Source organism: Variovorax sp. FW305-3-2-15-B-LB1 (genome assembly GCF_058787635.1).
Window position 1 is genome coordinate 25,800 of sequence record NZ_JBYSZY010000031.1, and the last position, 23,936, is coordinate 49,735.

At 70.3% G+C, this 23,936-nt stretch carries 20 protein-coding genes; all 20 read left to right on the plus strand.

Translation table 11 applies throughout. From position 1 onward, the window contains the following. Positions 1–3 precede the first annotated feature (3 nt). The 20 genes from AC3WQR_RS19205 to AC3WQR_RS19300 all read left to right on the plus strand — a co-directional run bounded on the left by AC3WQR_RS19205 (position 4) and on the right by AC3WQR_RS19300 (position 23,933). The gene (locus AC3WQR_RS19205) at positions 4–1,509 is read left to right on the plus strand and encodes an indolepyruvate oxidoreductase subunit beta family protein (protein ID WP_369646144.1); all 1,506 of its coding nucleotides are present in this window, start codon (positions 4–6) and stop codon (positions 1,507–1,509) included. 13 nt (positions 1,510–1,522) lie between these two features. Further along, positions 1,523–2,509: a PDR/VanB family oxidoreductase gene (locus AC3WQR_RS19210; RefSeq protein WP_159273260.1), complete on the plus strand. Its 987-nt coding sequence runs from the start codon at positions 1,523–1,525 to the stop codon at positions 2,507–2,509. A 32-nt stretch (positions 2,510–2,541) separates the two neighbouring features. Next, positions 2,542–3,855: an aromatic ring-hydroxylating dioxygenase subunit alpha gene (locus AC3WQR_RS19215; protein ID WP_492743169.1), complete on the plus strand. Its 1,314-nt coding sequence runs from the start codon at positions 2,542–2,544 to the stop codon at positions 3,853–3,855. After that, the gene (locus tag AC3WQR_RS19220) at positions 3,855–4,352 is read left to right on the plus strand and encodes an aromatic-ring-hydroxylating dioxygenase subunit beta (protein WP_492743170.1); all 498 of its coding nucleotides are present in this window, start codon (positions 3,855–3,857) and stop codon (positions 4,350–4,352) included. Before AC3WQR_RS19215 ends, AC3WQR_RS19220 begins: the two co-directional genes overlap by 1 nt. 7 nt (positions 4,353–4,359) lie before the next feature. Continuing rightward, positions 4,360–5,985 (plus strand): AMP-binding protein, encoded by a 1,626-nt coding sequence (locus AC3WQR_RS19225; RefSeq protein ID WP_492743171.1) that lies wholly within the window; start codon positions 4,360–4,362, stop codon positions 5,983–5,985. Further along, positions 5,982–7,157 (plus strand): thiolase family protein, encoded by a 1,176-nt coding sequence (locus AC3WQR_RS19230; protein ID WP_492743172.1) that lies wholly within the window; start codon positions 5,982–5,984, stop codon positions 7,155–7,157. Before AC3WQR_RS19225 ends, AC3WQR_RS19230 begins: the two co-directional genes overlap by 4 nt. A gap of 85 nt (positions 7,158–7,242) precedes the next feature. Next, positions 7,243–8,496 (plus strand): SDR family NAD(P)-dependent oxidoreductase, encoded by a 1,254-nt coding sequence (locus AC3WQR_RS19235; RefSeq protein WP_492743173.1) that lies wholly within the window; start codon positions 7,243–7,245, stop codon positions 8,494–8,496. A 16-nt stretch (positions 8,497–8,512) separates the two neighbouring features. After that, positions 8,513–9,328 (plus strand): cyclase family protein, encoded by an 816-nt coding sequence (locus AC3WQR_RS19240; RefSeq protein ID WP_062475012.1) that lies wholly within the window; start codon positions 8,513–8,515, stop codon positions 9,326–9,328. Then, complete coding sequence (locus AC3WQR_RS19245; protein WP_492743174.1) at positions 9,325–10,059, plus strand: SDR family NAD(P)-dependent oxidoreductase; 735 nt, start codon at positions 9,325–9,327, stop codon at positions 10,057–10,059. Before AC3WQR_RS19240 ends, AC3WQR_RS19245 begins: the two co-directional genes overlap by 4 nt. Before the next feature lie 61 nt (positions 10,060–10,120). Further along, entirely contained in the window at positions 10,121–11,287 is a 1,167-nt protein-coding gene (locus AC3WQR_RS19250) for an ABC transporter substrate-binding protein (protein WP_492743175.1), read from the plus strand. 37 nt (positions 11,288–11,324) lie between these two features. Continuing rightward, complete coding sequence (locus tag AC3WQR_RS19255; RefSeq protein ID WP_492743176.1) at positions 11,325–13,790, plus strand: penicillin acylase family protein; 2,466 nt, start codon at positions 11,325–11,327, stop codon at positions 13,788–13,790. Between the two features lie 42 nt (positions 13,791–13,832). After that, the gene (locus AC3WQR_RS19260; RefSeq protein WP_492743177.1) at positions 13,833–14,975 is read left to right on the plus strand and encodes an ABC transporter substrate-binding protein; all 1,143 of its coding nucleotides are present in this window, start codon (positions 13,833–13,835) and stop codon (positions 14,973–14,975) included. A 26-nt stretch (positions 14,976–15,001) separates the two neighbouring features. Continuing rightward, positions 15,002–16,321 (plus strand): aromatic ring-hydroxylating dioxygenase subunit alpha, encoded by a 1,320-nt coding sequence (locus AC3WQR_RS19265; protein WP_492743178.1) that lies wholly within the window; start codon positions 15,002–15,004, stop codon positions 16,319–16,321. Then, positions 16,318–16,782 (plus strand): aromatic-ring-hydroxylating dioxygenase subunit beta, encoded by a 465-nt coding sequence (locus tag AC3WQR_RS19270; RefSeq protein WP_492743179.1) that lies wholly within the window; start codon positions 16,318–16,320, stop codon positions 16,780–16,782. Before AC3WQR_RS19265 ends, AC3WQR_RS19270 begins: the two co-directional genes overlap by 4 nt. Before the next feature lie 39 nt (positions 16,783–16,821). Beyond that, positions 16,822–17,985: an ABC transporter substrate-binding protein gene (locus AC3WQR_RS19275; RefSeq protein WP_492743180.1), complete on the plus strand. Its 1,164-nt coding sequence runs from the start codon at positions 16,822–16,824 to the stop codon at positions 17,983–17,985. 55 nt (positions 17,986–18,040) lie between these two features. Then, on the plus strand, positions 18,041–19,096 hold the full coding sequence (locus AC3WQR_RS19280; RefSeq protein ID WP_492743181.1) for a branched-chain amino acid ABC transporter permease: 1,056 nt from the start codon (positions 18,041–18,043) through the stop codon (positions 19,094–19,096). Further along, positions 19,093–20,880: a branched-chain amino acid ABC transporter ATP-binding protein/permease gene (locus AC3WQR_RS19285; protein ID WP_062474982.1), complete on the plus strand. Its 1,788-nt coding sequence runs from the start codon at positions 19,093–19,095 to the stop codon at positions 20,878–20,880. Before AC3WQR_RS19280 ends, AC3WQR_RS19285 begins: the two co-directional genes overlap by 4 nt. Beyond that, a complete protein-coding gene (locus AC3WQR_RS19290; RefSeq protein ID WP_062474979.1) occupies positions 20,877–21,608 on the plus strand; it encodes an ABC transporter ATP-binding protein in 732 nt (243 codons plus the stop codon). The genes AC3WQR_RS19285 and AC3WQR_RS19290 overlap by 4 nt, the downstream gene beginning before the upstream one ends. Further along, entirely contained in the window at positions 21,598–23,187 is a 1,590-nt protein-coding gene (locus tag AC3WQR_RS19295) for an ATP-dependent acyl-CoA ligase (RefSeq protein ID WP_492743182.1), read from the plus strand. Before AC3WQR_RS19290 ends, AC3WQR_RS19295 begins: the two co-directional genes overlap by 11 nt. Continuing rightward, positions 23,184–23,933 (plus strand): SDR family NAD(P)-dependent oxidoreductase, encoded by a 750-nt coding sequence (locus AC3WQR_RS19300; protein ID WP_492743183.1) that lies wholly within the window; start codon positions 23,184–23,186, stop codon positions 23,931–23,933. The genes AC3WQR_RS19295 and AC3WQR_RS19300 overlap by 4 nt, the downstream gene beginning before the upstream one ends. Positions 23,934–23,936 lie beyond the last annotated feature (3 nt).

A 23,936-nucleotide genomic window follows, 5' to 3' on the forward strand; every position in this document is an offset into this window, starting at 1 on the left:
GCCATGACGAACAAGGTTCAACCCATCAAGATCGCCATCCTCGCCATGGGCGGGGAGGGCGGTGGCGTGCTCGCCGACTGGATCGTCGACATGGGCGAGGCCAACGGCTACGTCGCCCAGACCACCTCGGTGCCCGGCGTGGCCCAGCGCACCGGCGCGACCATCTACTACGTCGAGCTGTACCCCGATGCACAGGCCCACGCCGACGGCGGGCGCCCCGTGCTCGCGCTGATGCCGCTGCCGGGCGACGTCGACGTGGTGCTCGCCTCCGAGCTCATGGAAGCTGGCCGCGCGGTGCAGCGCGGGCTGGTCACGCGCGACCGCACCACGCTCATCGCATCGACGCACCGCGTTTTCTCCATTGCCGAAAAGAGCGCCATGGGCGACGGCCGCGTCGACAGCGACCAGCTGCTCGCCCACACCGCGCGCGCCGCCAAGCGCTTCATCCGTTTCGACATGGCGCAGGCCGCCGAAGCCTCGGGCAGCGTGATCAGCGCCGTGCTGTTCGGTACGCTCGCAGGCTCGGGCGTGCTGCCCTTCGGCCGCGCGCAGTTCGAGGCCACCATCGAGCGCGGCGGCGTGGGCGTGAAGCCCAGCCTCAAGGCCTTCGGCGCAGCATTCGATCGCGCGCAGGACGGCGACGACGGCGAACCCGCCAAGGTCGCACCGGCCGCCACGCCCGCACCGCAGCCGCGCCATCCGGCCGTGCGCGCGCTGGTCGAGCGCGTGCAGCGCGACTTTCCGCTGCCCGCGCACGACTTCCTGCTCGAAGGCGTGCGCCGCCTCATCGACTACCAGGACCTGGCCTACGCCGGCCTGTACCTCGACCGCATGGCCGCTGTTGCCAAGCTGCCCGACGACGCCCACCGCCTGCTGCGCGAAACCGCGCGCCACCTCGCGCTGTGGATGTCCTACGAAGACACGGCCCGCGTCGCCGCCCTGAAGACCCGCGCGACCCGCTTCGAGCGCGTGCACGGCGAGGCCGGCGTGCAGCCGGGCCAGCTGCTCGCCATCCACGAGTACATGCACCCGCGCCTGCAGGAAATCTGCGAGACGCTGCCCGGCGGCCTCGGCCGCTGGCTCATGCATTCCACGGTGCCGAAGAAGATCGTCGAGCGCTTCACGCAGCACGGCCGCGTGATCCGCACCAGCTCGCTGCGCGGCTACCTGATGCTGCGCATGGTCGCGGCCTGCAAGGGCTGGCGCCGCTCGACGATGCGCTACGCCGACGAAAACCGCCGCATCGAGGAATGGCTGCAGCGCATCGCCGCCACCGCGCCACGCAACCCCGCGCTGGCCGTCGAACTCGCCCAGTGCCAGCGCCTGGTCAAGGGCTACAGCGACACGCACGAGCGCGGCCTGCGCAACTACGACACCGTGATGCGCGCATTCGAGCGTGCAGGTGCCGCGCTGGCGCCCGCCACGCTGCGCGAACTGCGCGACGCGGCACTCGCCGACGAACACGGCCACAAGCTGCAGGCCGCGCTGGTGCAGCACGCCTTGGCCTGAAGGGACCCGAACCATGACCGCCCCCACGCTCCAGCTTCGCGTCGCCGAAGCGCGCGCCCTCAACCCGCTGATCCGCCTGCTGCGCCTGCGCGCCGAAGACGGCCGCGCGCTGCCCGGCTTCGCCGCCGGCGCGCACATCCGCGTGCAGGTGACGCTGGCCGACGGCACCACCGACTGGCGCCACTACTCGCTCATCAACTTCGCCACCGAGCGCAACGCCACCAACGCCCCGACCGACTACGTGATCGCCGTGCGCAAGGAGGCCGACGGCCGCGGCGGCTCGCGCTTCATGCATGAAGGGCTGGCCGAGGGCAGCGTGCTCACCATCGAGCCGCCGAAGAACGACTTTCCGCTGCACACCGGCCCGGGCGGCACGGTGCTGGTGGCCGGCGGCATCGGTGTGACGCCGCTGGCGTCGATGGCCGCGCGCCGCCGCGCCGAAGGCGCCGCCGTGCGCATGCACTACGCCGGCCGCAGCCGCGACCTGATGGCTTTCCTGCCCGAGCTGCAGGCGCTGCTGGGCGACGACCTGCGCGTGCATGCCGACGCCGAGGCCGGCGCGCCGCTGGACATCGACGCGCTGCTCGACGCCGTGCCCGCCGGCGACCGCCTCTACGTGTGCGGCCCCAAGGTCATGCTCGACGCCGTGCTCGCGTGCACCCAGTCCCGCGGTTGGGAACACGATCGCGTGCACTTCGAGCTCTTCACCGAACCCGTCGTGGAGGAGGGCGACCAGCCCTTCGAGGTGGAACTCGCCCAGTCGGGCCAGCGCTTCACCGTGCCGGTCGGCCAGAGCATCCTCGACTGCCTCATCGAACACGGCTGCGACCCGATGTTCGATTGCAAGCGCGGCGAATGCGGCGTGTGCGCCGTGCCCGTGATCGAGGGCGAGATCGACCACCGCGACTACGTGCTCACCGCCCGCGAGAAGGCGGAAGGCACCGTCATGCAGATCTGCATCTCGCGCGCCAAGGGAGCGCGCCTGGTGCTCGACCTCTGAGAAAAGCCAGCCAGGAAGGAGCCAGGAGAACCATGCCTTCGTACCGAGACAACCCCGATGCCGTTCGCGCGCTCGTGCAGAGCGACCGCGTGCACCGCGACCTGTACACCAGCCAGGAGCTTTTCGAGCTGGAGCAGGAGCACTTCTTCGCCAACACCTGGAACTACGTCGGCCACGAGAGCCAGCTGCCGAAGTCGGGCGACTGGATCACCAACGAGATCGCGGGCCGCCCGCTGATCGTCGTGCGCCACAGCGACGGCAGCGTGCGCGTCATGATGAACCGCTGCGCCCACAAGGGCTCGCGCCTGGTCAACGGGCCCTGCGGCAACACCGGCAAGTTCTTTCGCTGCCCGTACCACGCCTGGACCTTCAAGACCGACGGCGCGCCGCTGGCCATTCCGCTGAAGACCGGCTACGAGCACACGCAGCTGCACGAGTGCGAGTCGGGCAAGGGCCTCACCCCGGTGAAGCATGTGCGCAGCCACCGCGGCTTCATCTTCGTGAAGATCAACGACGCGGGCCCCGACTTCGAGGAGTACTTCGGCGATTCGCTCAGCTCCATCGACAACATGGCCGACCGCTCGCCCGAGGGCGAACTGGAGATCGCCGGCGGCTGCCTGCGCTTCATGCACCAGTGCAACTGGAAGATGTTCGTCGAGAACCTCAACGACACCATGCACCCCATGGTGGCGCACGAGTCGTCGGCCGGCACCGCCAAGCGCATGTGGGCCGACAAGCCCGAGGACGAGCCCAAGCCCATGGCCGTGGAGCAGTTCGTGCCCTTCATGTCCGACTACAAGTTCTTCGAGGACATGGGCATCCGCACGTATGACCATGGCCACAGCTTCACGGGCGTGCACTTCAGCATCCACAGCAAGTACAAGGCGATCCCCGAGTACGACGACGCCATGAAGGCGCGCTACGGCGAAGAGAAGACGGCGCAGATCCTGGGCATGGCGCGGCACAACACCGTGTACTACCCGAACCTCACGATCAAGGGCGCGATCCAGGCGATCCGCGTGGTCAAGCCGATCTCGGCCGACAAGACCCTCATCGAGAGCTGGACCTTCCGCCTCAAGGGCGCGCCGCCCGAGCTGCTGCAGCGCACCACCATGTACAACCGCCTCATCAACTCGCCGTTCTCGGTGGTGGGCCACGACGACCTGCAGGCCTACCGCGGCATGCAGGCCGGCCTGCACGCCAGCGGCAACGAGTGGGTGAGCCTGCACCGCGACTACGACGAATCGGAGTTGAAGGGCGGCGAGATCACCACGGGCGGCACCAACGAGCTGCCCATGCGCAACCAATATCGAAGCTGGGTGCAGCGCATGACGGAGACGATGTAATGGCCACCACCAACGTCATCGACATCACCCGCCAGGACCTCATCGACTTCGTCGTCAACGAAGCGCGCCTGCTCGACACCCGCCGCTACGAAGAGTGGAACGCCCTCTTCACCGACGACGCGTTCTACTGGATTCCGCTCGTGCCCGACCAGGAAGACGGCCTGAACCACACCTCGCACCTGTACGAGGACAAGCTGCTGCGCGAGCTGCGCATCGAGCGCCTGAAGAGCCCGCGCGCGTTCTCGCAGCAGCCTCAAAGCCGCTGCCACCACCTGCTGCAGGTGCCCGTGGTCGAGACCTTCGACACCGAGGCCCGCCGCTTCGTGGTGCGCACCGAGTTCCACTACACCGAGTCGCAGGGCGACGAGCTGCAGTTCTACGTCGGCACCTTCTTCCATCACCTCACGGTGCAGGACGGCGCGCTGCGCATGACGCTCAAGCGCGTCGACCTGCTCAACTGCGACGCGGCGCTTCCGGCCGTGCAGCTTTTCATCTGAGGACGCGATGACCCACGCCACCGTCCACCAGGTGTTCGCCGCCACGGCTGCGCGCACCCCGCAGGCCGAATTCCTCTTCACCGAATCGGTGACCGCCGCCGCCTACGGCATCGCTGCCGGCGCCATCCGCTGGGGCGAAGCCGCCGCAGAAATCGAACGGCTGCGCACCGCCTACGCACAGGCCGGCTACGGCCACGGCCACCGCGTCGGCCTGCTGCTGGAGAACCGGCCCGCCTTCATCTTCCACTGGCTCGCGCTGAACGCGTTGGGCGCGAGCGTGGTGCCGATCAACGCCGAGATGCGCTCGGCCGAGCTGGTCTACCTCATCGGCCACAGCGAGATCGGCCTGGCCGTCACGCTGCCCGAGCGCGCCGCCGACCTGCAGGCTGCCGCCGCGCAGGCTGGCGTGGCCTTCGAGACCATGGGCCCCGACGACGCCGTGCCACCCGCGAAGACAGCCGCGCCGCGCGCCGGCGAGCCCGTGGGCACCGACACCGAATGCGGCCTGCTTTACACCTCGGGCACCACGGGCCGGCCCAAGGGCTGCATCCTGAGCAACGCGTACTTCCTGCGCGCCGGCGAGTGGTATGCCGCGCTGGACGGCGTGTGCAGCATCCGCCCCGACGCCGAGCGCGTGATCACGCCGCTGCCGCTCAACCACATGAACGCGATGGCGTTCTCGACCATGGTCGTGCTCATTGCCGGCGGCTGCCTCGTGCAGCTCGACCGCTTCCATCCGAAGAGCTGGCTGGCCAGCGCGAAGGAAAGCGGCGCGACCATCGTCCACTACCTGGGCGTGATGCCCGCGATGCTGCTGTCGGCTCCCGCGTCGGCGGCCGACCGCGACCACGCGATCCGCTGGGGCTTCGGCGCCGGTGTCGACCGCAAGAACCACGCGCCCTTCGAGGAACGCTTCGGCTTCCCGCTGGTCGAGGCCTGGGCCATGACCGAGACCGGCGCGGCCGCCTGCATCATGGCCAACCGCGAGCCGCGCCTCGTGGGCACCAGCTGCTTCGGGCGGCAGGAAGACTTCGTCGAGATCCGCCTCATGGGCGAGGACGGCAGCGACGTGGGCACCGACATGCCCGGCGAACTGCTGGTGCGCTCGGCCGGCGCCGACCCGCGCCGCTACTTCTTCTCCGGCTACCTGAAGGACGAAGAAGCCACGCGCGAAGCCTGGGCCGACGGCTGGTTCCACACCGGCGACCTCGTGCGCCGCGACGCCGACGGCAACTTCTTCTTCGTCGATCGCAAGAAGAACGTGATCCGCCGCAGCGGCGAGAACATCTCGGCCGTCGAGGTCGAGAGCGTGCTCAACCAGCACCCGGCCGTGAAGACCTCGGCCGTGGCCGCCACGCCCGATGCGGTGCGCGGCGACGAGGTGCTCGCCTGCATCGTGCTGCGCGAAGACACCGAGACGTCGCAGCGGGAAGCGGTCGCGGCCAGCATCGTCCAGCACGCACTCGCGCAGCTGGCGTACTACAAGGCGCCGGGCTACGTGGCCTTTGTCGACGCGCTGCCGCTCACGCCCTCGCAGAAGATCCAGCGCGGCCAGCTGCGCGAGATGGCGCAGTCGCTGCCGGGCCAGGGCCATTGCATCGACACGCGCTCCATGAAAAAGAGGCAGGCATGACGAAACGCAACCGGCTTTCCTACGAAGGCGTCGCGGTCGCGGTGCCCGTCACCGTGCCCTACGTGCGCTACTCCACGCGCACCGCGCACTGGTTCGTCGGCCAGGCCATCGACGCGCTGGTGCAGGCCAGCGGCGTGGCCAAGGAACAGATCGACGGCCTGTGCCTGAGCAGCTTCTCGCTGGCGCCCGACACGGCCGTGGGCGTCACGCAGCACCTGGGCCTGTCGCCGCGCTGGCTCGACCACATGCCCACCGGTGGCGCCTCGGGCGTGATGTGCCTGCGCCGCGCGGCGCGTGCGGTGCAGGCGGGCGATGCCGACATCGTCGCCTGCGTGGGCGCCGACACCAACCACGTCGACTCCTTCCGCCAGACGCTGGGCAGCTTCAGCAACTTCGCGCGCGATGCGAGCTACCCCTACGGCTCGGGCGGCCCGAACTCGATCTTCGCGTTCATCACCGCCAACTACATGCGCACCTACGGCGCCACGCGCGAAGACTTCGGCCGCATCTGCGTGGACCAGCGCACCAACGCGCTGGGCAACCCGAACGCCATGTTCAAGAAGGGCCTCACGCTCGACGAGTACATGGCCGCGCGGCCCATCTCCGACCCGATCCACCTGTTCGACTGCGTGATGCCCTGCGCCGGCGCCGACGCCTTCCTCGTGATGAGCGAGGAGCGTGCGCGCGACCTGGGCCTGGCGCACGTCGTGATCCGCGGCGCCATCGAGCGCCACAACGCCTACGCCGAAGACCCGGTGATGGTGCAGGGCGGCTGGCGCAAGGACCGCGACGACCTCTATGCACAGGCCGGCGTGCAGCCCGCCGCGCTCGACTTCGTGCAGACCTACGACGACTACCCCGTCATCGTGATGATGCAGTTCGAGGACCTGGGCTTCTGCGAGAAGGGCGAGGGCTCGGCCTTCGTGCAGGCCAACACCATGACCTTCGACGGCAGCTTTCCGAACAACACCAGCGGCGGCCAGCTCTCGGCCGGGCAGGCCGGTGCGGCGGGTGGCTTCCTCGGCATGGTCGAAGCGATCCGCCAATTGACCGACCAGGCCGGCGCCCGCGCCGTGCCCAACGCCCAGCTGGGCCTCGTCGCCGGCTTCGGCATGGTGACCTACGACCGCTGCCTGTGTACAGGCGCCGTCATCCTCGGGAGACCGGAATGATGTACCCCCACGTTTGCCGCTGCGCGGCTGCACTGCCCCCCGAGGGGGCCGCGCGCCTGCCTTGGGGCGGCCCGGCGGAGGCGCTATGACGATGCCGATGATGCGCCCCCCGCGCAAGAACCCGGTGCTGCGCACCCGGCAGATGAACCTGCCGCCCGGCGCGCGCGGCCGCGTCGCGCTCGGTCTCACGGCCGCCGCCGCCGAAGGCCGCTTCGAGCTGCAGACCTGCGAGGACTGCGGCACGGTGCAGTACCCGCCGCGCGAGGTCTGCCACAAGTGCCTGTCGTCGGCGTTGCGCTGGCGCCCGCAGAGCGGCGAGGGCGCGCTGCTCGGCAGCACCACGCTGCACCACAGCAACGACCTGTTCTTTCGCGAGCGGCTGCCCTGGCGGCTGGGCCTGGTGCACCTGGATGCCGGCCCCACGCTCATGGTCCACCTGCACGGCGAGGTCGGCGATGCGCCCACGCGCGTGCGTGTCGGCGCCCGGCTCGACCGCGCCGGCCAGGCCGTCCTCATTGCTTTTCCGACTGAAGGGAGTCCCCACATGGCCGACGACAAGATGCTGCGCGAAATGACCAGCGACCCCAAGTTCCGCAAGGTGCTGGTGACCGACGGCAAGACCGAGACGGGCCAGGCCCTCGTGCGTGCGCTGGTGAAGGCCGGCGCCGACATCGTCTGGGTCGGCCATGCCGAACCCTGGAAGAAGATGGGCGACGGGCTCGACGACATCTCGGCGCTGCCGCAGGTCACGCTCGTGCCGCTGGACCTCACCAACGGCCGCCAGGTGACCGAGCTGGCCGGCTCCATCGGCGGCAAGGTCGACATCGTCATCAACAACGCCGAGGTGCACCGCACCTTCGGCATCGGTGCGCGGCGTGGCACCGACGTGGCCAAGGCCGAGATGGACATCAACTACTTCGGCCTGCTGCGCCTGGCGCAGGAGTTCGGCCCCGCGCTCAAGGGCCGCTCGGCCGACGGCGCGACGGGTGCGACGGCGTGGGTCAACCTGCTGTCGATCTATGCGCTGAGCAACTTCCCGCCGCACGGCACCTTCAGCGCCTCGAAGGCGGCGGCGCATTCGCTCGCGCAGTGCCTGCGCGCCGAGATGCGGCCCGCCGGCATCCGCGTGATCAACGTGTTCCCCGGCCCCATCGACGACGAATGGAACCAGCACACGCCGCCGCCCAAGCTGGCACCCGCCACGCTGGCCAACGCCATCGTGAAGGCGCTGCGCGACGGCGTGGAAGACGTGTACCCGGGCGACGTGGCGCAGGAGTGGCTGGAGCGCTGGCGCGACAACCCCAAGGTGCTCGAACGCGAACTCGCGGCGGGCGGCTGAGCAGAGGAATCACACGATGACCACGACCACCAACGAACTGATGTCCGCCGCCGAAGTCCTCGGCAGCCTCGTGACCGCCATGGCCAGCGGCCGCATCCGCGTGATCGACCTCACGCAGACGCTCACGCCCGAGTTCCCGCAGATCGCGCTGCCGCCCGAGATGGGCCAGTGCTGGCCCTTCCGCATCGAGGAAGTGTCCAAGTACGACGAGCGCGGCCCGGGCTGGTACTGGAACAACTTCTCCTGCGGCGAGCACACCGGCACGCACTTCGACGCGCCGATCCACTGGATCTCGGGCCGCGACCTGCCGAACAACTCGGTCGACACCATTCCCGTTCAGCACTTCGTGGCGCCGGCCTGCGTGATCGACTGCTCGCCGCAGGTGAAGGACGACCCCGACTACCTGCTGACCCTCGAGGACATCGAGGCCTACGAGGCCGCGCACGGCCGCATCCCGAAGGGCGCGTGGGTGCTCATGCGCACCGACTGGTCCAAGCGCACCGACCCCGAGGCCTACCAGAACTTCGACGAGACTGGCCAGCACACGCCGGGCCCGAGCACCGAGGCCGTGCGCTTCCTGGTCGAGCAGCGCGACGTGCTGGGCTTCGGCTCCGAAGCCATCGGCACCGACGCGGGGCAGGGCTACCACCTGCGTCCGCCGTACCCCTGCCACTACTACATGCACGGCGCGGGCCGCTACGGCCTGCAGTGCCTGAGCAACCTCGACTTGCTGCCGGCATCGGGCGCGGTGCTGATCTGCCCGCCGCTGAAGATCGAGAAGGGCAGCGGCAGCCCGCTGCGCGTGCTGGCCCTGGTGGGAGCCACGGCATGAGCACCGCCGCACCCAAGGTCGCGGCCGTCACCGGCGGCAGCGCCGGCATCGGCAAGGCCATCTGCGAAGACCTGCTCGCGCAAGGCTACGAGGTGGTCTCGCTCGCGCGCCGCAAGGCCGAGATCGACCACCCGAAGATGCACAGCCTCGAGGTTGACCTGGCCGACCGCGCCGCCACCGGCCAGGCCGTGCGCGAACTGGTCGAGCGCTTCGCACCCACCACCATCGTCCACAACGCCGGCGTGATCCGCGCCGCGCTGCTGCCCGACGTGAAGCTCGACGACCTCGATGCGCTGGTCGACCTGCACCTGGGCTGCGCCATCCAGCTGGTGCAGTGCGCGCTGCCCGCGATGCGTGCGCAGCGCTTCGGCCGCGTGGTGCTGCTGTCGTCGCGCGCCGCGCTGGGCCTGGCCACGCGCACCAGCTACTCGGCCACCAAGGCCGGCATGCTGGGCATGGCGCGCACCTGGGCGCTGGAGCTCGCGGCCGACGGCATCACGGTGAACGTGGTGGCGCCGGGCCCGATCCGCACCGACATGTTCTACGACGTGGTCGAGGCCGGCAGCGAGAAGGAGCGCGCGCTCGCGGCCTCGGTGCCCGTCAAGCGCCTGGGTGAATCGGCCGACGTGGCACGCGCCGTGCGTTTCTTCGCCGCGCCCGAGAACAGCTTCGTCACCGGCCAGGTGCTTTATGTCTGCGGCGGCACCAGCGTCGGCAGCCTGGCCCTCTAGCTTCATTTCAGCGTCCGTTTCGTTCCGTTCCGTTCAAAAACATCACCTCTGGAGCATCGCCATGAAAGTCCTGAACCGAATTCGCACCCTCGCGGCCGTTGTCGCGGGCCTCGGCGCGCTGAGCGCCGCCAGCGCGTGGGCCGCCGATCTGAAGGTCGGCTTCATCACCTCGCTGTCGGGGCCGGTGTCGTCGCTGGGCATTCCGTACGAAAAGGGCATGAAGGCCGCGCTCGCCTACAAGGCCGACGTAGGCGGTCGCAAGATCCAACTGGTGCAGCTCGATGACGCGTCCGACCCCACCACGGCCGCGCGCAACGCACGCAAGATGATCGACGAGGACAAGGTCGACGTCATCATCGGCACGGCCGGTTCGCCCGGCGCGCTGGCCATCGCCGGCGTGGCACGCGAAACCAAGACGCCGCTGATCTCCATCGCCAATGCCAACCTGCCGGGCGAGGAGGGCGCGTGGATGGTCACGCTGCCGCAGCCCGCACCGCTCATGGTGAGCGCGGTGGTCGAGCGCATGAAGAAGTCGGGCGTGAAGACGGTGGGCTACATCGGCTTCTCCGACGCCTGGGGCGACCTGGTGTACGGCGCGCTGCAAAAGAGCGCCGAGCCGGCCGGCATCAAGATCGTGTCGAACGAGCGCTATGCGCGCGGCGACGCCTCGGTGACCGGGCAGGTGCTGAAGATCGTGGCGCTGCGCCCCGACGCGGTGATCACCGGCACCTCGGGCACGCCGGGCGCGCTGCCGTACCTGGCCCTCTCGGAGCGCGGCTACAAGGGCCAGATCTACGGCATGCACGCGCTCATCAACCCCGACTTCGTGCGCGTGGGCGGTGCGTCGGTCGAAGGCCTGCTGGCCCCTACGGGCCCGGTGATCGTGGCCGAGCAGCTGCCCAGCGACAACCCGATCCGCAAGGTGTCGATGGACTTCCGCGCGGCCTACCAGAAGGCCAACGGCGCACCGCCGACCGACGCCTTCTCCGCCTACACCTTCGATGCATGGCTGGTGTACCTGGACGCGGCCCAGCGCGCGCTGGCCACCAAGGCCGAGCCCGGCACGCCGCAGTTCCGCCTGGCGCTGCGCGACGCCATCGTGAGCACCAAGGAGCTGGTGGGCACGCACAGCGTCTACAACTTCAAGCCCACCGAGCGCTACGGCTCGGACGACCGTTCGCGCGTCGTCGTGAAGCTCGAGAAGGGCCAGTGGAAGCTGGTGCCCTGAACGCCCTCGCGTCGATCCGATGAACGCCGCCCACCCCATGCACCCGCTTCTTCGTTCCCTGCGTCGCCGGCGCGCGACCGGCACCGTGCTGTTCGCCGCCGCGCTGTTGGCCGGCTGCGCCGCGACCGCACCCGGCAATGGCACGGGCAGTGGCGAAGTCACCATCAAGCGCGACCGCTACGGCGTGCCGCACGTCTACGCCAGCGACACGCGCGGCCTGTTCCACGGCTTCGGCTATGCCGTCGCCGAAGACCGGCTCTACCAGCTGGAGATGGCGTGGCGCTCGGGCAACGGCAGCGTGGCCGAGGTGCTGGGGGCCGAGTTCGTCGCGACCGACAAGGCCACGCGCGCCAACATCGATCCGGTGTCGATCCGTCGCCAGATCGATGCGCTGAACGCCGACGACCGCGCCATGTTCGAAGGCTACGCCGCGGGCGTCAACGCGCGCATCCGCGACGTGCTGGCCGACCGCGCGAAGTTGATGCCGCGCGAGTTCATCGACAACGGCTTCGAGCCCGCGCCCTGGACCGCCGACGACGTGGCCATGGTCTGGATCGGCCTGATCCTCAACCGCTTCTTCGCGGGCACGGCGGAGGTGGCCAACCTCTCGCTGCTCAACCAGCTCAAGGCCGCGCGCGGCGACGTGGCCGGCCTGCAGCTGTACGAGCAGCTGCGCTGGCTCGAAGACCCGACCGCGCCGACCATCGTGCCGCGCGGCAACGCGAACCGGCTGGCAAGCGCCGAGCCCGGCGACGCCGCGCTCGCGCCGGTCTCCACGCAGGCCGCCGCCGACTTCCGCGCCACGCAGGTCGCCCGCATGGGCCTGGCCGCCACCGAAGGCATGCCGACCGCCAGCAACGCCTGGGTGCTCGGCCCCTCGCGCACCAAGGAGGGCGTGGCCGTCCTGTACAACGGCCCGCAGCAGGGCTTCAACAACCCGTCGTTCGTGCACGGCATCGGCCTGCACGGCGCGGGCTACGACCTCACGGGCCTCACGCCCATCGGCCTGCTGCCGGTGCTGTTCGGCACCAACGGCACCATCGCCTGGGGATCGACGGTGGGCTCGCTCGACACCAACGACATCTACCAGGAAGAACTGAACCCGGCCAACCGCTACGAGTACCGGTACGACGGCGCCTACCGCCCGATGACCCGGCGCACCGACGTCATCCGCGTGAAGGGCGCCGCGCCGCAGAGCGTGGACATCTACGCCACGGTGCACGGCTTCGTGCAGAGCTGGGACGTGGACAACGCCCGCGCCTACACCGCGCGCAGCACCTGGCAGGGCCGCGAGGTCGAGACCATGCTGGGCTGGGCGCGTGCCGCACGGGCGCGCGACTGGTCGGGCTTTCTCGCGCAGGGCGAGCGCGTGGCCGCGTCCATCACCTGGTTCTATGCCGACGTGGCGGGCAACATCGGCGCCGTGGGCCTGGGCCGCATGCCGCGCCGCCCGGCCACGCAGGACATCCGCTTTCCCGCGCGCGGCGACGGCAGCATGGAGTGGCAGGGCAGCCTGCCGTTCAGCGCCAATCCGCGCGCCTACAACCCCGCGCAGGGCTACCTCGCGAGCTGGAACAACCAGATCGCCGAAGGCCTGCGCGCGGACGGCGCGAACTTCTCGCACGTCGACCGCGTCGCTGAAATCCATGCGCAGCTGCAGGGCACGGCGAAGCTGGGCGCCGACGAGGTCTGGCGCGTGAGCCAGGGCGCGGCGCTGGCCGACCTGAACGCGCGCTACTTCGTGCCTCTCATCGTCGACGCGGCCAAGGGCCTGCCGGCCGGCGATCCCGCGCGCCGCGCGGCCGACCTGCTCGCCAACTGGGACCTGAAGAACCGCGTCGCCCCGGGCGGCGAGGTGTACGACAACCGCGCCACCACCGTGCTGCGCGCGTGGCTGGGTGCGATGTCGCGGCGCCTGCTGGCCGACGACCTGCCGCCGGCCGTGTTCGCCACCTACGCCAACCTGGGCTACCCCACGCTCACGCCGCGCGGCTCGCCCGGCAGCGCCCAGCCCGCGGCCGTGGCCAAGCTGCTGTGGAACGCACTGAGCGGCCCGGCCTCGGGCGTGCCGCAGCGCCACGACTTCTTCAACGGGCAGGACCCGCGCACGATGGTGCGCGCGGCGCTGACCGATGCGGTGGGCGAACTGCGCACCCGTCTCGGGCCCGACATGGCCGCGTGGACCACGCCCGTGGTGCGTCACCGCTTCTCGCGCATCAACGCCATCGGCGTGCCGTGGGCCGGCGCGGGCGACGAGCCCGAGGTCAGCCCCTACATGAACCGCGGCACGCTCAACTACCGCGTCGTGCTGCGTCCGGGCGCGCTCGACATGTGCTCGGTCGCGGCGCCGGGGCAGAGCGGCTTCGTGAGCCCGGCCGGTGTGCGCGACCGCCATTACGCCGACCAGCTGGCGCTGTTCGAGCGCTTCGAATGCAAGCCGGAGCGGCTCACGCCCGCGCAGGTCGACGCCGACCTCGAATCGCGCCGCACCTTGCGCTACTGACCGTCCCTCGTCCCCATTCCAACCCCCGAAGAGGAAGCTCCCATGAAGACAATCTCCCGCCTTGGCCTCGCGCTGCTGGCCGCCTTCACCGCCGTCGGTGCGGCGGCGGCAGACCTCAAGATCGGCTTCATCAGCTCGCTCTCGGGGCCGGTCGCGGCGCTGGGCGTGCCCTACGAGAAGGGCATCCGCGCGGCCATCGCCGAGCGGCCCGAGATCGGCGGGCGCAAGGTGCAGCTCATCGTGCTCGACGACGCCTCCGACCCGACCACCGCCGGGCGCAACGCGCGCAAGCTGGTGACGGAAGACAAGGTCGACGTGCTCATCGGCACCTCGGGCGTGCCGGGCGCGATGGCCATCGCCTCGGTGGCGCGCGAGCTCAACACGCCGCTCATCTCGCCCACGCCCGTGACCATTCCGGGCGCGGACGGCGCATGGACCGTCACCGTGTCGCAGCCGTTCCCGCTCATGGTGGCGGGCGTGGTCGAGCGCATGCAGAAGTCGGGCGTGAAGACGGTCGCCTTCATCGGTTTCTCCGACGCGCTGGGTGACCTGGCCTACGACTCGCTCGTGAAGAGCGCCGCCACCGCCGGCATCAAGGTGGTGGCCAACGAGCGCTATGCGCGCAGCGATTCCTCGGTGGCCGGGCAGATCCTGAAGATCGTCGCGGCGCGGCCCGACGCGGTGTTTGCAGGCAACTCCGGCACGCCGGGCGCGCTGCCCTACCTGGCACTGGCCGAACGCGGCTACAAGGGCAAGATCTACGGCACGCACGGCCTCATCAATGCCGACTTCGTACGCGTGGGCGGCACGGCCATCGACGGGCTGCAGGTGCCCAGCGGCCCGGTGCTGGTGGCCGACCAGCTGCCCGAGAGCAACCCCATCAAGAAGGTCGCGATGGGCTTTCGCGCTGCGTACCAGAAGGCGAACGGCGCGGTGCCCACCGATGCCTTCTCGTCGTACACCTACGACGCCTACCTGCTGCTGGCCGACGCGGCCTCGCGCACCAAGGGCGAGCCCGGCACGCCGCAGTACCGCACGGCGCTGCGCGATGCCATCGTGGGCACGAAAGAGCTGGTGGGCACGCACGGCATCTACACCTTCAAGCCCGACGACCGCTACGGCTCGGACCAGCGCGGCGTCGTGATCGTGCAGATGAACAAGGGCCAGTGGAAGCTGGTCCCCTGACCCCGGTCTAGCCAAAGCCCACCGCCATGACCGCCTACCGCAACCGCCCCGATCTCGTCGCGGCGCTGGTCCGCGACGACCGGGTGCACCGCGACCTGTACCTCAGCGACGAGCTGTTCGCGCTGGAGCAGGAGCGCCTGTTCGCCCGCACCTGGGTCTTCCTGGGCCATGCCAGCCAGGTGCCGGCGGCGGGCGACTTCGTCACGCAGGAGATCGCGGGCCGCCCGCTGCTCATGGTGCGCCAGCCCGACGGCGCGGTGCACGTCATGTACAACCGCTGCGCCCACAAGGGCACGCAGCTCGTGACGGACGAGAGCGGCAACACCGGCCGCTTCTTTCGTTGCCCGTACCACGCCTGGACCTACAAGCTCGACGGCGCGCCGCTGGGCCTGCCGTTGAAGAACGGCTACGAGGGCACGCAGCTCAAGGCCTGCGAGTCGGGGCAGGGGCTGTCGGTGGTGAAGCACGTGAAGGTGTACCGCGACTTCGTGTTCGTGCGCTTGTCCGACACCGGTCCCTCGTTTGAGGACTACTTCGGCGACGTGCTGGGCGCGCTCGACAACATGGTCGACCGCTCGCCCGAGGGCAGGCTCACGGTGGGTGGCGGCGTGCTGCGCAACATCGTCCATTGCAACTGGAAGATGTACCTGGAGAACATCAACGACACGGTGCACCCGATGTCGACGCACGAGTCGGCCACCAAGGCGGCCGAGGCGCTGTGGGAAGGGCATGCGCCCACCGACCCCAAGCCGATGGCGATGGAGCAGATCCTGCCCTTCGGCTCGGGCTACGAGTTCTTCGACCAGATGGGCGGGCGCGTGTTCGCCAACGGCCACAGCGTGCTGGGCGTGAACTTCAGCATCCACTCCAACTACGCGCAGTTGCCCGAGTACGAGGCCGCGATGCAGGCCGCGCACGGCGTGGCGCGCGCCGCCGACATCCTGCAGCGCTCGCCGCAGAACTCGGTGCTGTACCCGAGCCTGTCGGTCAAGGGCTCGCCGCAGGCCATCCGCGTGATCCGCCCGCTGGCGGCCGACTGCACGCTCATCGAGGCCTGGAGCTTCCGCGCGGCCGGTGCGCCCGCGCTCTTGTTCGAGCGCGCCATGAGCTACAACCGGCTCGTGTTCTCGCCCGTGTCGGTGGTGGCGCACGACGACGTGCACCTGTTCGAGAGCATCCAGAAGGGCCTGCGCGCGGGCGGCAACGAGTGGATCAGCCTGCACCGCAACCACGACCCGGCCGAGACGCAGCAGGCCACGGTGACCACCAACGGCACCAACGAGTTGCTCATGCGCAACCAGTTCCGCGCCTGGGCCCGGGCCATGACGCCGGAGGTGGCGGCATGAACGACCCGCGCGACTTCATCGCCCACGAGGCGGCCCTGCTCGACGCGCGCCGCTTCGACGACTGGCTGGCCCTGTTCGCCGACGACGGCCACTACTGGGTGCCGCTGCTCGGCGCGGCGCAGGCCGATCCGTTCTCGCACAACTCGCTGGCCTACGAAGACCGGCTGCTGCTGCAGCTTCGCGTGGAGCGTCTGAAGAACCCGCGCGCGCATTCGCAGCACCCGGCCAGCCACAGCCAGCATGTGCTGCAGCCCTCGCGCATCGAGGAAGAGGGCACCGACGACGTGCGCCTGCGCACGCCCTTTCTCTACATCGAGGCGCGCGGCGACGACCAGCTGCTGCTGAGCGGCACCGCCCGCCACCACCTCATTCGCACCCCCACGGGCTGGTCCATCCGCGAGAAGCGCGTCGACCTGCTCAATGCCGCGCGCCCTCTGCCGGCCATCCAGTTGTTCATCTGAGTTTCTGTTCCTTCCATCCTTCCTCACTGGAGCTACGACATGAAGAACCTGATGCAGACCTTGACGCGCGGTGCCCTCGCCGCGGCGCTGACCGCCTGTGGTGTGGCGAGCGCACTGGCGGCCGACCTCAAGGTCGGACTCAGCGTGTCGCTGTCGGGGCCCAACTCCTCGCTGGGCGTGCCGTACGCCAAGGGCATGCAGGCCGCGCTGGCCTACAAGGGCGAGGTCAACGGCCGCAAGATCCAGCTCGTGGTGCTGGACGACGGCTCCGACCCGACCACGGCCGGGCGCAACGCGCGCAAGCTCATCGAGGACGAGAAGGTCGACGTGCTCATGGGCACCTCGGGCGTGCCGTCGGCCATCGCGATGGCGCAGGTCGGCAAGGAGGCCAAGACGCCGATGATCGGCCTCACGCCCATCCTGCTCGACCCCAACGAGAACCCGTGGGTCATGACGGTGGCGCAGCCCACGCAGCTCATGATCGACGCCGTGGTCGAGCGCATGAAGCGCAACAACGTCAAGACCGTGGGCTACATCGGCTTTTCCGACGCCTGGGGCGACCTGGTCTACGAGGCCCTCATGAAGGCCGCGCCGGGCGCCGGCATCAAGGTGGTGAGCAACGAGCGCTACGCGCGCGCCGACGCCTCGGTGACCGGCCAGGTGCTGAAGATCGTGGCGCTGCGTCCCGACGCGGTGATGACCGGCGGCGCCGGCACGCCGGGCGCGCTGCCGTTCCTGGCCCTGCAGGAGCGCGGCTTCAAGGGCGGCGTGTACGGCCAGCACGGCCTGATCAACCCCGACTTCGTGCGCGTGGTCGGCGCGGCCGGCCAGAGCGCGCTGATGCCCACGGGCCCGGTGATCGTCGCCGAGCAGCTGCCGGCCGACTACCCGACCAAGAAGATCGCGACCGACTTCCGCGCCGTGTTCCAGAAGGTCAACAACGCACCCACCAGCGACGCCTTCTCGGCCTACTCCTTCGACGGCTGGCTGGTGTTCGTCGATGCGGCCTCGCGCGCCATGAAGAAGGCCGAGCCGGGCACGCCCGAGTTCCGCGTGGCGCTGCGCGACGCCATCTTCAGCACCAAGGAAGTGGTCGGCACCCACGGCGTCTACACCTTCAAGCCCGGCAGCCTGTACGGCGTGGACGAGCGCGCCCGCGTGATCGTCAAGCTCGACAACGGCCAATGGAAGCTCGCCCCTTGAATCTCCTGTTTCCCTTCACGACAACGACAACGATGACTCCGACTGAGGTTTTTCTATGAACTGGGACGTGGCATTGATCCTCGTCACCGACGGCCTGGCCAACGGTGCCGTCTATCTGCTGGCCGGGCTCGGGCTGGTGCTGATCTTCTCGGTCACGCGGGTGGTGTTCGTGCCGTTCGGCGACATCGCGGCCTTTGCCGCCCTGTCGCTGGCGGCCTTCGAAACCGGCCGCGTGCCGCCGACCATCGGCATGGTGGCGGTGCTGGCTGCACTGGCGCTGGCCACCGAAATCGGCAGCCTGTTGCGGCGCGGCGAGGCGGCGCGCATCCCGAAGGCGGTGCTGACCTGGGGCGTGCTGCCGGCCATTCCGTGCGTGCTCGCCTGGCTGGCGGCGCGGCCCGGCGTGCCGGTGGCGGTGCACATCGCGGTGGCCGTGCTGCTGGTGGTGCCCATCGCGCCGCTGCTGGCGCGCGTGGTGTTCCAGCCGATCGCCGACGCCTCGGTGCTGGTGCTGCTGATCGTGTCGCTGGCGCTGCACTTCCTGCTCTCGGGCCTGGGCCTGCTGTTCTTCGGGCCCGAGGGCTCGCGCACCACGCCGCTCACGAGCGCGGTGTTTACGCTGGGCGACGGCTTCACGGTCAGCGGCCAGGTGGTGCTGATGGTGGGGGCGGCCGTGGTGCTGAGCGGGCTGTTCTTCCTGGTGTTCGAGCGCACGGTGGCCGGCAAGGCGCTGCGCGCCACGGCCGTGAACCGCGTGGGCGCGCGGCTGGTCGGCATCCGGCCGGTGCGCACGGCGCTGCTGGCCTACGGCTGCGCCTCGCTGCTGGCGGGGCTCATCGGCGTGCTGATCGCGCCGGTGACCACCATGTACTACGACTCGGGTTTCATCATTGGCCTGAAGGCCTTCGTGGCCGCGATCATCGGCGGGCTCGTGAGCTACCCGATGACGGCCATCGGCGCGCTGGCGGTCGGCGTGGTCGAGAGCTTCGCGTCGTTCTGGAGCGGCGCGCTGAAAGACGTGATCGTGTTCAGCCTGCTGATCCCGGTGCTCATGCTGCGCTCCTTCATGGCGGCCCATTCGGAAGAGGAAGAAGACGAGGTGGACCAATGAACGGCAACACCAAACGCATGGCGTGGATCGCGGGCGTGATCGTCGTGCTGGCCCTGGTGCCGGCCGTGGCGGGCAGCTTCACGGTCTCGCTGCTGAACGACATCGGCATCGGCGCGCTGGTGGCGCTGGGCCTCGTGCTGCTCACCGGCGTGGGCGGCGCCACCTCGTTCGGCCAGGCGGCCTTCGTGGGCATCGCGGCCTACGCCACGGCGTGGCTCACGACCGCGCAGGGCCTGTCGCCGTGGCTGGGGCTCTTGTTCGCGCTGCTGCTCACCGGCCTGTCGGCGCTGGCCATCGGCATGCTCACGCTGCGCCTGGGCGGGCACTTCCTGCCGCTGAGCACCATCGCCTGGGGGCTGTCGATCGCGATGCTGTTCGGCAACGTCGATGCGCTCGGGCGCCACACGGGCCTGTCGAACATCCCGCCGCTGCAGATCGGCGGCTGGTCGCTGGCCGATCCGCGCGCGATGTACTACCTGATCTGGGTGGTGGTCGGGCTGGCCTGCCTGTTCAGCCACAACCTGCTGCAGTCGCGGCCCGGGCGCGCCATCCGCGGGCTGCGCGGCGGCGCCACGCTGCTGGCCAGCGTGGGGGCCGACGCCTACCGCGTGCGGCTGTCGCTGTTCGTCACAGCGGCGCTGTTCGCGGGGCTGGCGGGCTGGCTCTATGCGCACATGAACCGCTTCGTGAGCCCGTCGCCCTTCGACGTGCGCGCCAGCATCGAGTACCTGCTGATGGCCGTCGCCGGCGGGCTCGGGCAGCTGGCGGGCGCGCTGGTGGGCGCGGCGCTGGTGCTGGTGCTGAAGAACGGCCTGCAGGACGTGCTGCCGATGCTCACGCAGCGCGCGGGCCAGCTGGAGGCCGTGGCCTTCGCGGCGCTGTTCATCCTGCTGCTGCACTTTGCGCGCGGTGGCGTGATGGGCCTGCTGCGGCGCTGGACGCGCCGGCGCGCCGCGCCGCAGGGCGCCTCGCGCTACACCGGAGCGCCGGTCGAGCCGCTGCCGCACCGGCAGCTGCCGGCGCGCGGCACGCAGGTGCTGTCGGTCAACGGCGCCGTGAAGCGTTTCGGCGGTCTGGTGGCGGTGAACGACGTGAGCTTCGACGTCAAGGCGGGCGAGATCATCGGCCTCATCGGGCCCAACGGCGCGGGCAAGTCGACCATGTTCAACCTGCTGACCTGCACGCTGCCGATGAGCGCGGGCCAGGTGCGCTTTCTCGAGCACGACATCGCCGGCATGCCGCAGCGCGCGGTGGCGCGGCTCGGGCTGGCGCGCACCTTCCAGCACGTGAAGCTGCGCCCGCACATGAGCCTGCTGGACAACGTGGCGCTGGGCGCGCACTCGCGCACGCGCTCGGGCATCCTGAAGGCGGGCCTGCGGCTCGATCGCACGGAAGAAAGCCAGATCCTGCAGGAGGCGCAGCGCCAGCTCGACCGCATCGGCCTGGGCGACCGCGCGCACGAGCTCGCGGGCAGCCTGCCGCTGGGCACGCAGCGCATTTTGGAAATCGCACGCGCGCTGGCTGCCGACCCCGTGCTGCTGGTGCTCGACGAGCCCGCGGCCGGCCTGCGCCGCAAGGAAAAGATGGCCTTGGGCGACCTGCTGCGCAAGCTGCGCGAGGAGGGCGTGACCATCCTGATCGTCGAACACGACATGGACTTCGTGATGAAACTGGTGGACCGTTTGGTGGTGATGAACTTCGGCTCCAAGCTCGTGGAGGGCGTGCCGTCGGCGGTGCGCGCCGACGAGCGTGTGCAGGCGGCTTACCTGGGGAGCGTCGTATGACCGCGATGCTGGAGATTGGCGATCTGCACGTGTCGTACGGGCAGGTCGAGGCGGTGCGCGGCGTGTCGCTCGACGTGCAGCGGGGCCAGATCATCTCGGTGATCGGCCCCAACGGCGCGGGCAAGACCACGCTGCTGGCCGCGGCCATGGGCCTGCTGCCGTGCAAGGGCACGCTGCGTTTCGAAGGCGAAGACCTGCAGGGGCTCGATGTGGAGTCGCGCGTGGAGCGCGGGCTGTGCCTCGTGCCGGAGCGGCGTGAACTGTTCGGCGAACTCACCGTGCTCGACAACCTGCAGCTCGGCGCCTACGCCAAGCGGCTGCGCGGCGACGCGATGAAGCGGCAGCTGCAGTCGGTGTACGACCGCTTCCCGCGCCTGGCCGAGCGCCGCGCGCAACGCGCCGACACGCTCTCGGGCGGCGAGCGGCAGATGCTGGCGGTGGGCCGCGCGCTCATGTCGGCGCCGCGCTTGTTGATGCTCGACGAGCCCAGCCTGGGCCTGGCGCCGCTGATCGTGCGCGACATCCTCACCATCGTGCGCAAGCTGCGCGACGACGGCGTGTCGATCCTGCTGGTGGAGCAGAACGCGCGCGCCGCGCTCGAAAGCTCGGACGAAGGCTACGTGCTGGAGACCGGCGAGATCGCGCTCTCGGGCGCCTCGGCCGAACTGGCCAGCGACCCGCGTGTGCAGGCCACCTACCTCGGCGGAGGCACGCACGATGACGAGTGACCCGCGCGCGGTGCCGCCGGCGCAGCGCACGCTGCCCGCCATGCTGCAGCGGCAGGCGGCGCTGTTCGGCGCTCGCCCGCTGCTGCGCATCGCGGGCCGGCAATGGACGCATGCCGATGCGGCCGACGCGGCGGCCACGCGCGCCGGTGCGCTCGCGCAACACGGCGTGGCGCGCGGCGACCGCATCGCCGTGATGTGCGGCAACCGCATCGAGTTCCTCGACACCTTCCTCGGCGCGGGCTGGCTCGGCGCGTCGGTCGTGCCGGTCAACACCGCGTCGATGGGGCCGCAGATCGAATACTTCCTCGCGAACAGCGAGGCGAAGCTGCTGGTGATCGAGGCGGACTTTCTCGATCGGCTGGCCACGGCCGACCTGGCCCGCACGGCGCTGCGCGAGGTGTGGGTGGTGGGCGAGGCCGAAGCGCCGTGGACGCCGCCCGCCGGCGTGCGCGTGTCGGCCTACCCGCCGGGTGGGCAGGCCCTGCCGCCCGCCACCGTGCAGCCGGGCGACCCGCTCGCCATCCTCTACACCTCGGGCACCACGGGCCCGGCCAAGGGCGTGATCTGCCCGCAGGCGCAGTACTTCTGGTGGGGCGTGAACAGCGCCGAGGTGCTCGGCGTGGGCCGCGACGATGTGCTGTGCACGACGCTGCCGCTCTTTCACATCAACGCACTCAACACCTTCGCGCAGGCCGCGCTCACCGGGGCCGAGGTGGTGTTCGAGTCGCGCTTCTCCGCCTCGGGCTTCTGGCCGGCGATGCGCGCCAACGGCGCGACCGTGGTCTACCTGCTGGGCGCGATGGTGCCGATCCTGCTGGCCCAGCCCGAAGGCGAGGGCGAGCGCGACCACTGCGTGCGCACCGGCCTCGGCCCCGGCGTGCCTGCGGCGGCGGGGCAAGCCTTCCAGGCGCGCACGGGCGTGTCGCTGCTCGAAGGCTACGGCTCGACCGAGACCAACTTCGCCATTGCCACCGCGCCCGATTCGCCGCGCGGCGGCGTCATGGGCTGGCTGCGCCCCGGCTTCCAGGCCTGCGTCGCCGATGAAGACGACGTGCCGCTGCCGCCCGGCGAGGCCGGCGAACTGCTGCTGCGCGCCGACGAGCCCTATGCCTTTGCCAGCGGCTACTTCCACATGCCCGAGAAGACCGTCGAGGCCTGGCGCAACCTGTGGTTCCACACGGGCGACCGCGTGGTGCGCGATGCCGACGGCGCGTTCCGCTTTGTCGACCGCATCAAGGACGCGATCCGCCGGCGCGGCGAGAACATCTCGTCCTTCGAGGTCGAGCAGGTGCTGCTGAGCCACCCGGGCGTGGCCTCGTGCGCCGTGTACCCCGTGCGCTCCGAGCTGGCCGAAGACGAGGTGATGGCCGCGCTGGTGGCGCGCGAAGGCATCGTCATCGACCCGGCCGAGCTGGCGCGTTTCTGCGAAGGCCGCCTGCCGTACTTCGCGGTGCCGCGCTACATCGACCTCTTGCCCGATCTGCCGCGCACCGAGAACGGCAAGGTGCAGAAGTTCAAGCTGCGCGAGCGCGGCGTGGGGCCGCAGACCTGGGAAGGTCGGCCCGCCAAAGCCGGATGACGCACGCCACCACGCTTCCGCTGGCAGGTCGTGTGGCCTTCGTGACCGGCGCGGGGCAAGGGCTGGGCGCGGCCATCGCGCGTGGGCTGGCACAGGCCGGTGCACGCGTGGCGGTGGCCGACATCGACGAGGCCAATGCACAGGCCGTGGCCGCCGAGGTGAACGGCCTCGCGCTGTCGCTCGATGTGCGCGACGAGCAGGCCTTCAACGACCGCTTCGCGCAGGCCGTGGCGCACTTCGGCGCGGTCGACATCCTGGTCAACAACGCAGCGCGAACGCCGACCACCTCGCTGTGGGACATCACGCCCACCGAGTGGGACGACGTGCTCGCCATCAACCTGCGCGGCAGCTTCTTCGGCTGCCGCATCGCGGGAAGGCACATGCGCGAGCGCGGCGCGGGTCGCATCGTCAACCTGGCCTCGCTGGCGGGGCAACAGGTCAGCAGTGCCACCGGTGTGCACTACGCGGCCAGCAAGGCCGGCCTGCTGGCGCTGACACGTGCCTTTGCGCGGGAGCTGGCGCCGCGCGGCGTGACCGTGAACGCGCTGGCCCCCGCCGCCATCGACAGCCCCGCGCTCGCTGCGCTGGCGCCCGAGCGGCAGCAAGCGCTGAAAGCCGGCATCCCGCTGGGCCGCTTCGGGCTGGCCGACGAGGTGGCCGCCGCCGTCGTCTACCTGGCCTCGCCGGCCGCGGCCTTCATGACCGGGGCGACGCTGGACCTCAACGGCGGCCGTTTCATGCGGTAGCAC

What these genes read in the sequence shown, in the direction of transcription:
- AC3WQR_RS19290 (WP_062474979.1), top strand. Translation starts at nt 20,877, where the DNA reads ATGACCGCGATGCTGGAGATTGGCGATCTGCACGTGTCGTACGGGCAG.
- AC3WQR_RS19250 (WP_492743175.1), top strand. Translation starts at nt 10,121, where the DNA reads ATGAAAGTCCTGAACCGAATTCGCACCCTCGCGGCCGTTGTCGCGGGC.
- AC3WQR_RS19295 (WP_492743182.1), top strand. Translation starts at nt 21,598, where the DNA reads ATGACGAGTGACCCGCGCGCGGTGCCGCCGGCGCAGCGCACGCTGCCC.
- AC3WQR_RS19210 (WP_159273260.1), top strand. Translation starts at nt 1,523, where the DNA reads ATGACCGCCCCCACGCTCCAGCTTCGCGTCGCCGAAGCGCGCGCCCTC.
- AC3WQR_RS19215 (WP_492743169.1), top strand. Translation starts at nt 2,542, where the DNA reads ATGCCTTCGTACCGAGACAACCCCGATGCCGTTCGCGCGCTCGTGCAG.
- AC3WQR_RS19255 (WP_492743176.1), top strand. Translation starts at nt 11,325, where the DNA reads ATGCACCCGCTTCTTCGTTCCCTGCGTCGCCGGCGCGCGACCGGCACC.
- AC3WQR_RS19205 (WP_369646144.1), top strand. Translation starts at nt 4, where the DNA reads ATGACGAACAAGGTTCAACCCATCAAGATCGCCATCCTCGCCATGGGC.
- AC3WQR_RS19260 (WP_492743177.1), top strand. Translation starts at nt 13,833, where the DNA reads ATGAAGACAATCTCCCGCCTTGGCCTCGCGCTGCTGGCCGCCTTCACC.
- AC3WQR_RS19230 (WP_492743172.1), top strand. Translation starts at nt 5,982, where the DNA reads ATGACGAAACGCAACCGGCTTTCCTACGAAGGCGTCGCGGTCGCGGTG.
- AC3WQR_RS19275 (WP_492743180.1), top strand. Translation starts at nt 16,822, where the DNA reads ATGAAGAACCTGATGCAGACCTTGACGCGCGGTGCCCTCGCCGCGGCG.
- AC3WQR_RS19280 (WP_492743181.1), top strand. Translation starts at nt 18,041, where the DNA reads ATGAACTGGGACGTGGCATTGATCCTCGTCACCGACGGCCTGGCCAAC.
- AC3WQR_RS19225 (WP_492743171.1), top strand. Translation starts at nt 4,360, where the DNA reads ATGACCCACGCCACCGTCCACCAGGTGTTCGCCGCCACGGCTGCGCGC.
- AC3WQR_RS19300 (WP_492743183.1), top strand. Translation starts at nt 23,184, where the DNA reads ATGACGCACGCCACCACGCTTCCGCTGGCAGGTCGTGTGGCCTTCGTG.
- AC3WQR_RS19265 (WP_492743178.1), top strand. Translation starts at nt 15,002, where the DNA reads ATGACCGCCTACCGCAACCGCCCCGATCTCGTCGCGGCGCTGGTCCGC.
- AC3WQR_RS19285 (WP_062474982.1), top strand. Translation starts at nt 19,093, where the DNA reads ATGAACGGCAACACCAAACGCATGGCGTGGATCGCGGGCGTGATCGTC.
- AC3WQR_RS19235 (WP_492743173.1), top strand. Translation starts at nt 7,243, where the DNA reads ATGACGATGCCGATGATGCGCCCCCCGCGCAAGAACCCGGTGCTGCGC.
- AC3WQR_RS19270 (WP_492743179.1), top strand. Translation starts at nt 16,318, where the DNA reads ATGAACGACCCGCGCGACTTCATCGCCCACGAGGCGGCCCTGCTCGAC.
- AC3WQR_RS19245 (WP_492743174.1), top strand. Translation starts at nt 9,325, where the DNA reads ATGAGCACCGCCGCACCCAAGGTCGCGGCCGTCACCGGCGGCAGCGCC.
- AC3WQR_RS19240 (WP_062475012.1), top strand. Translation starts at nt 8,513, where the DNA reads ATGACCACGACCACCAACGAACTGATGTCCGCCGCCGAAGTCCTCGGC.
- AC3WQR_RS19220 (WP_492743170.1), top strand. Translation starts at nt 3,855, where the DNA reads ATGGCCACCACCAACGTCATCGACATCACCCGCCAGGACCTCATCGAC.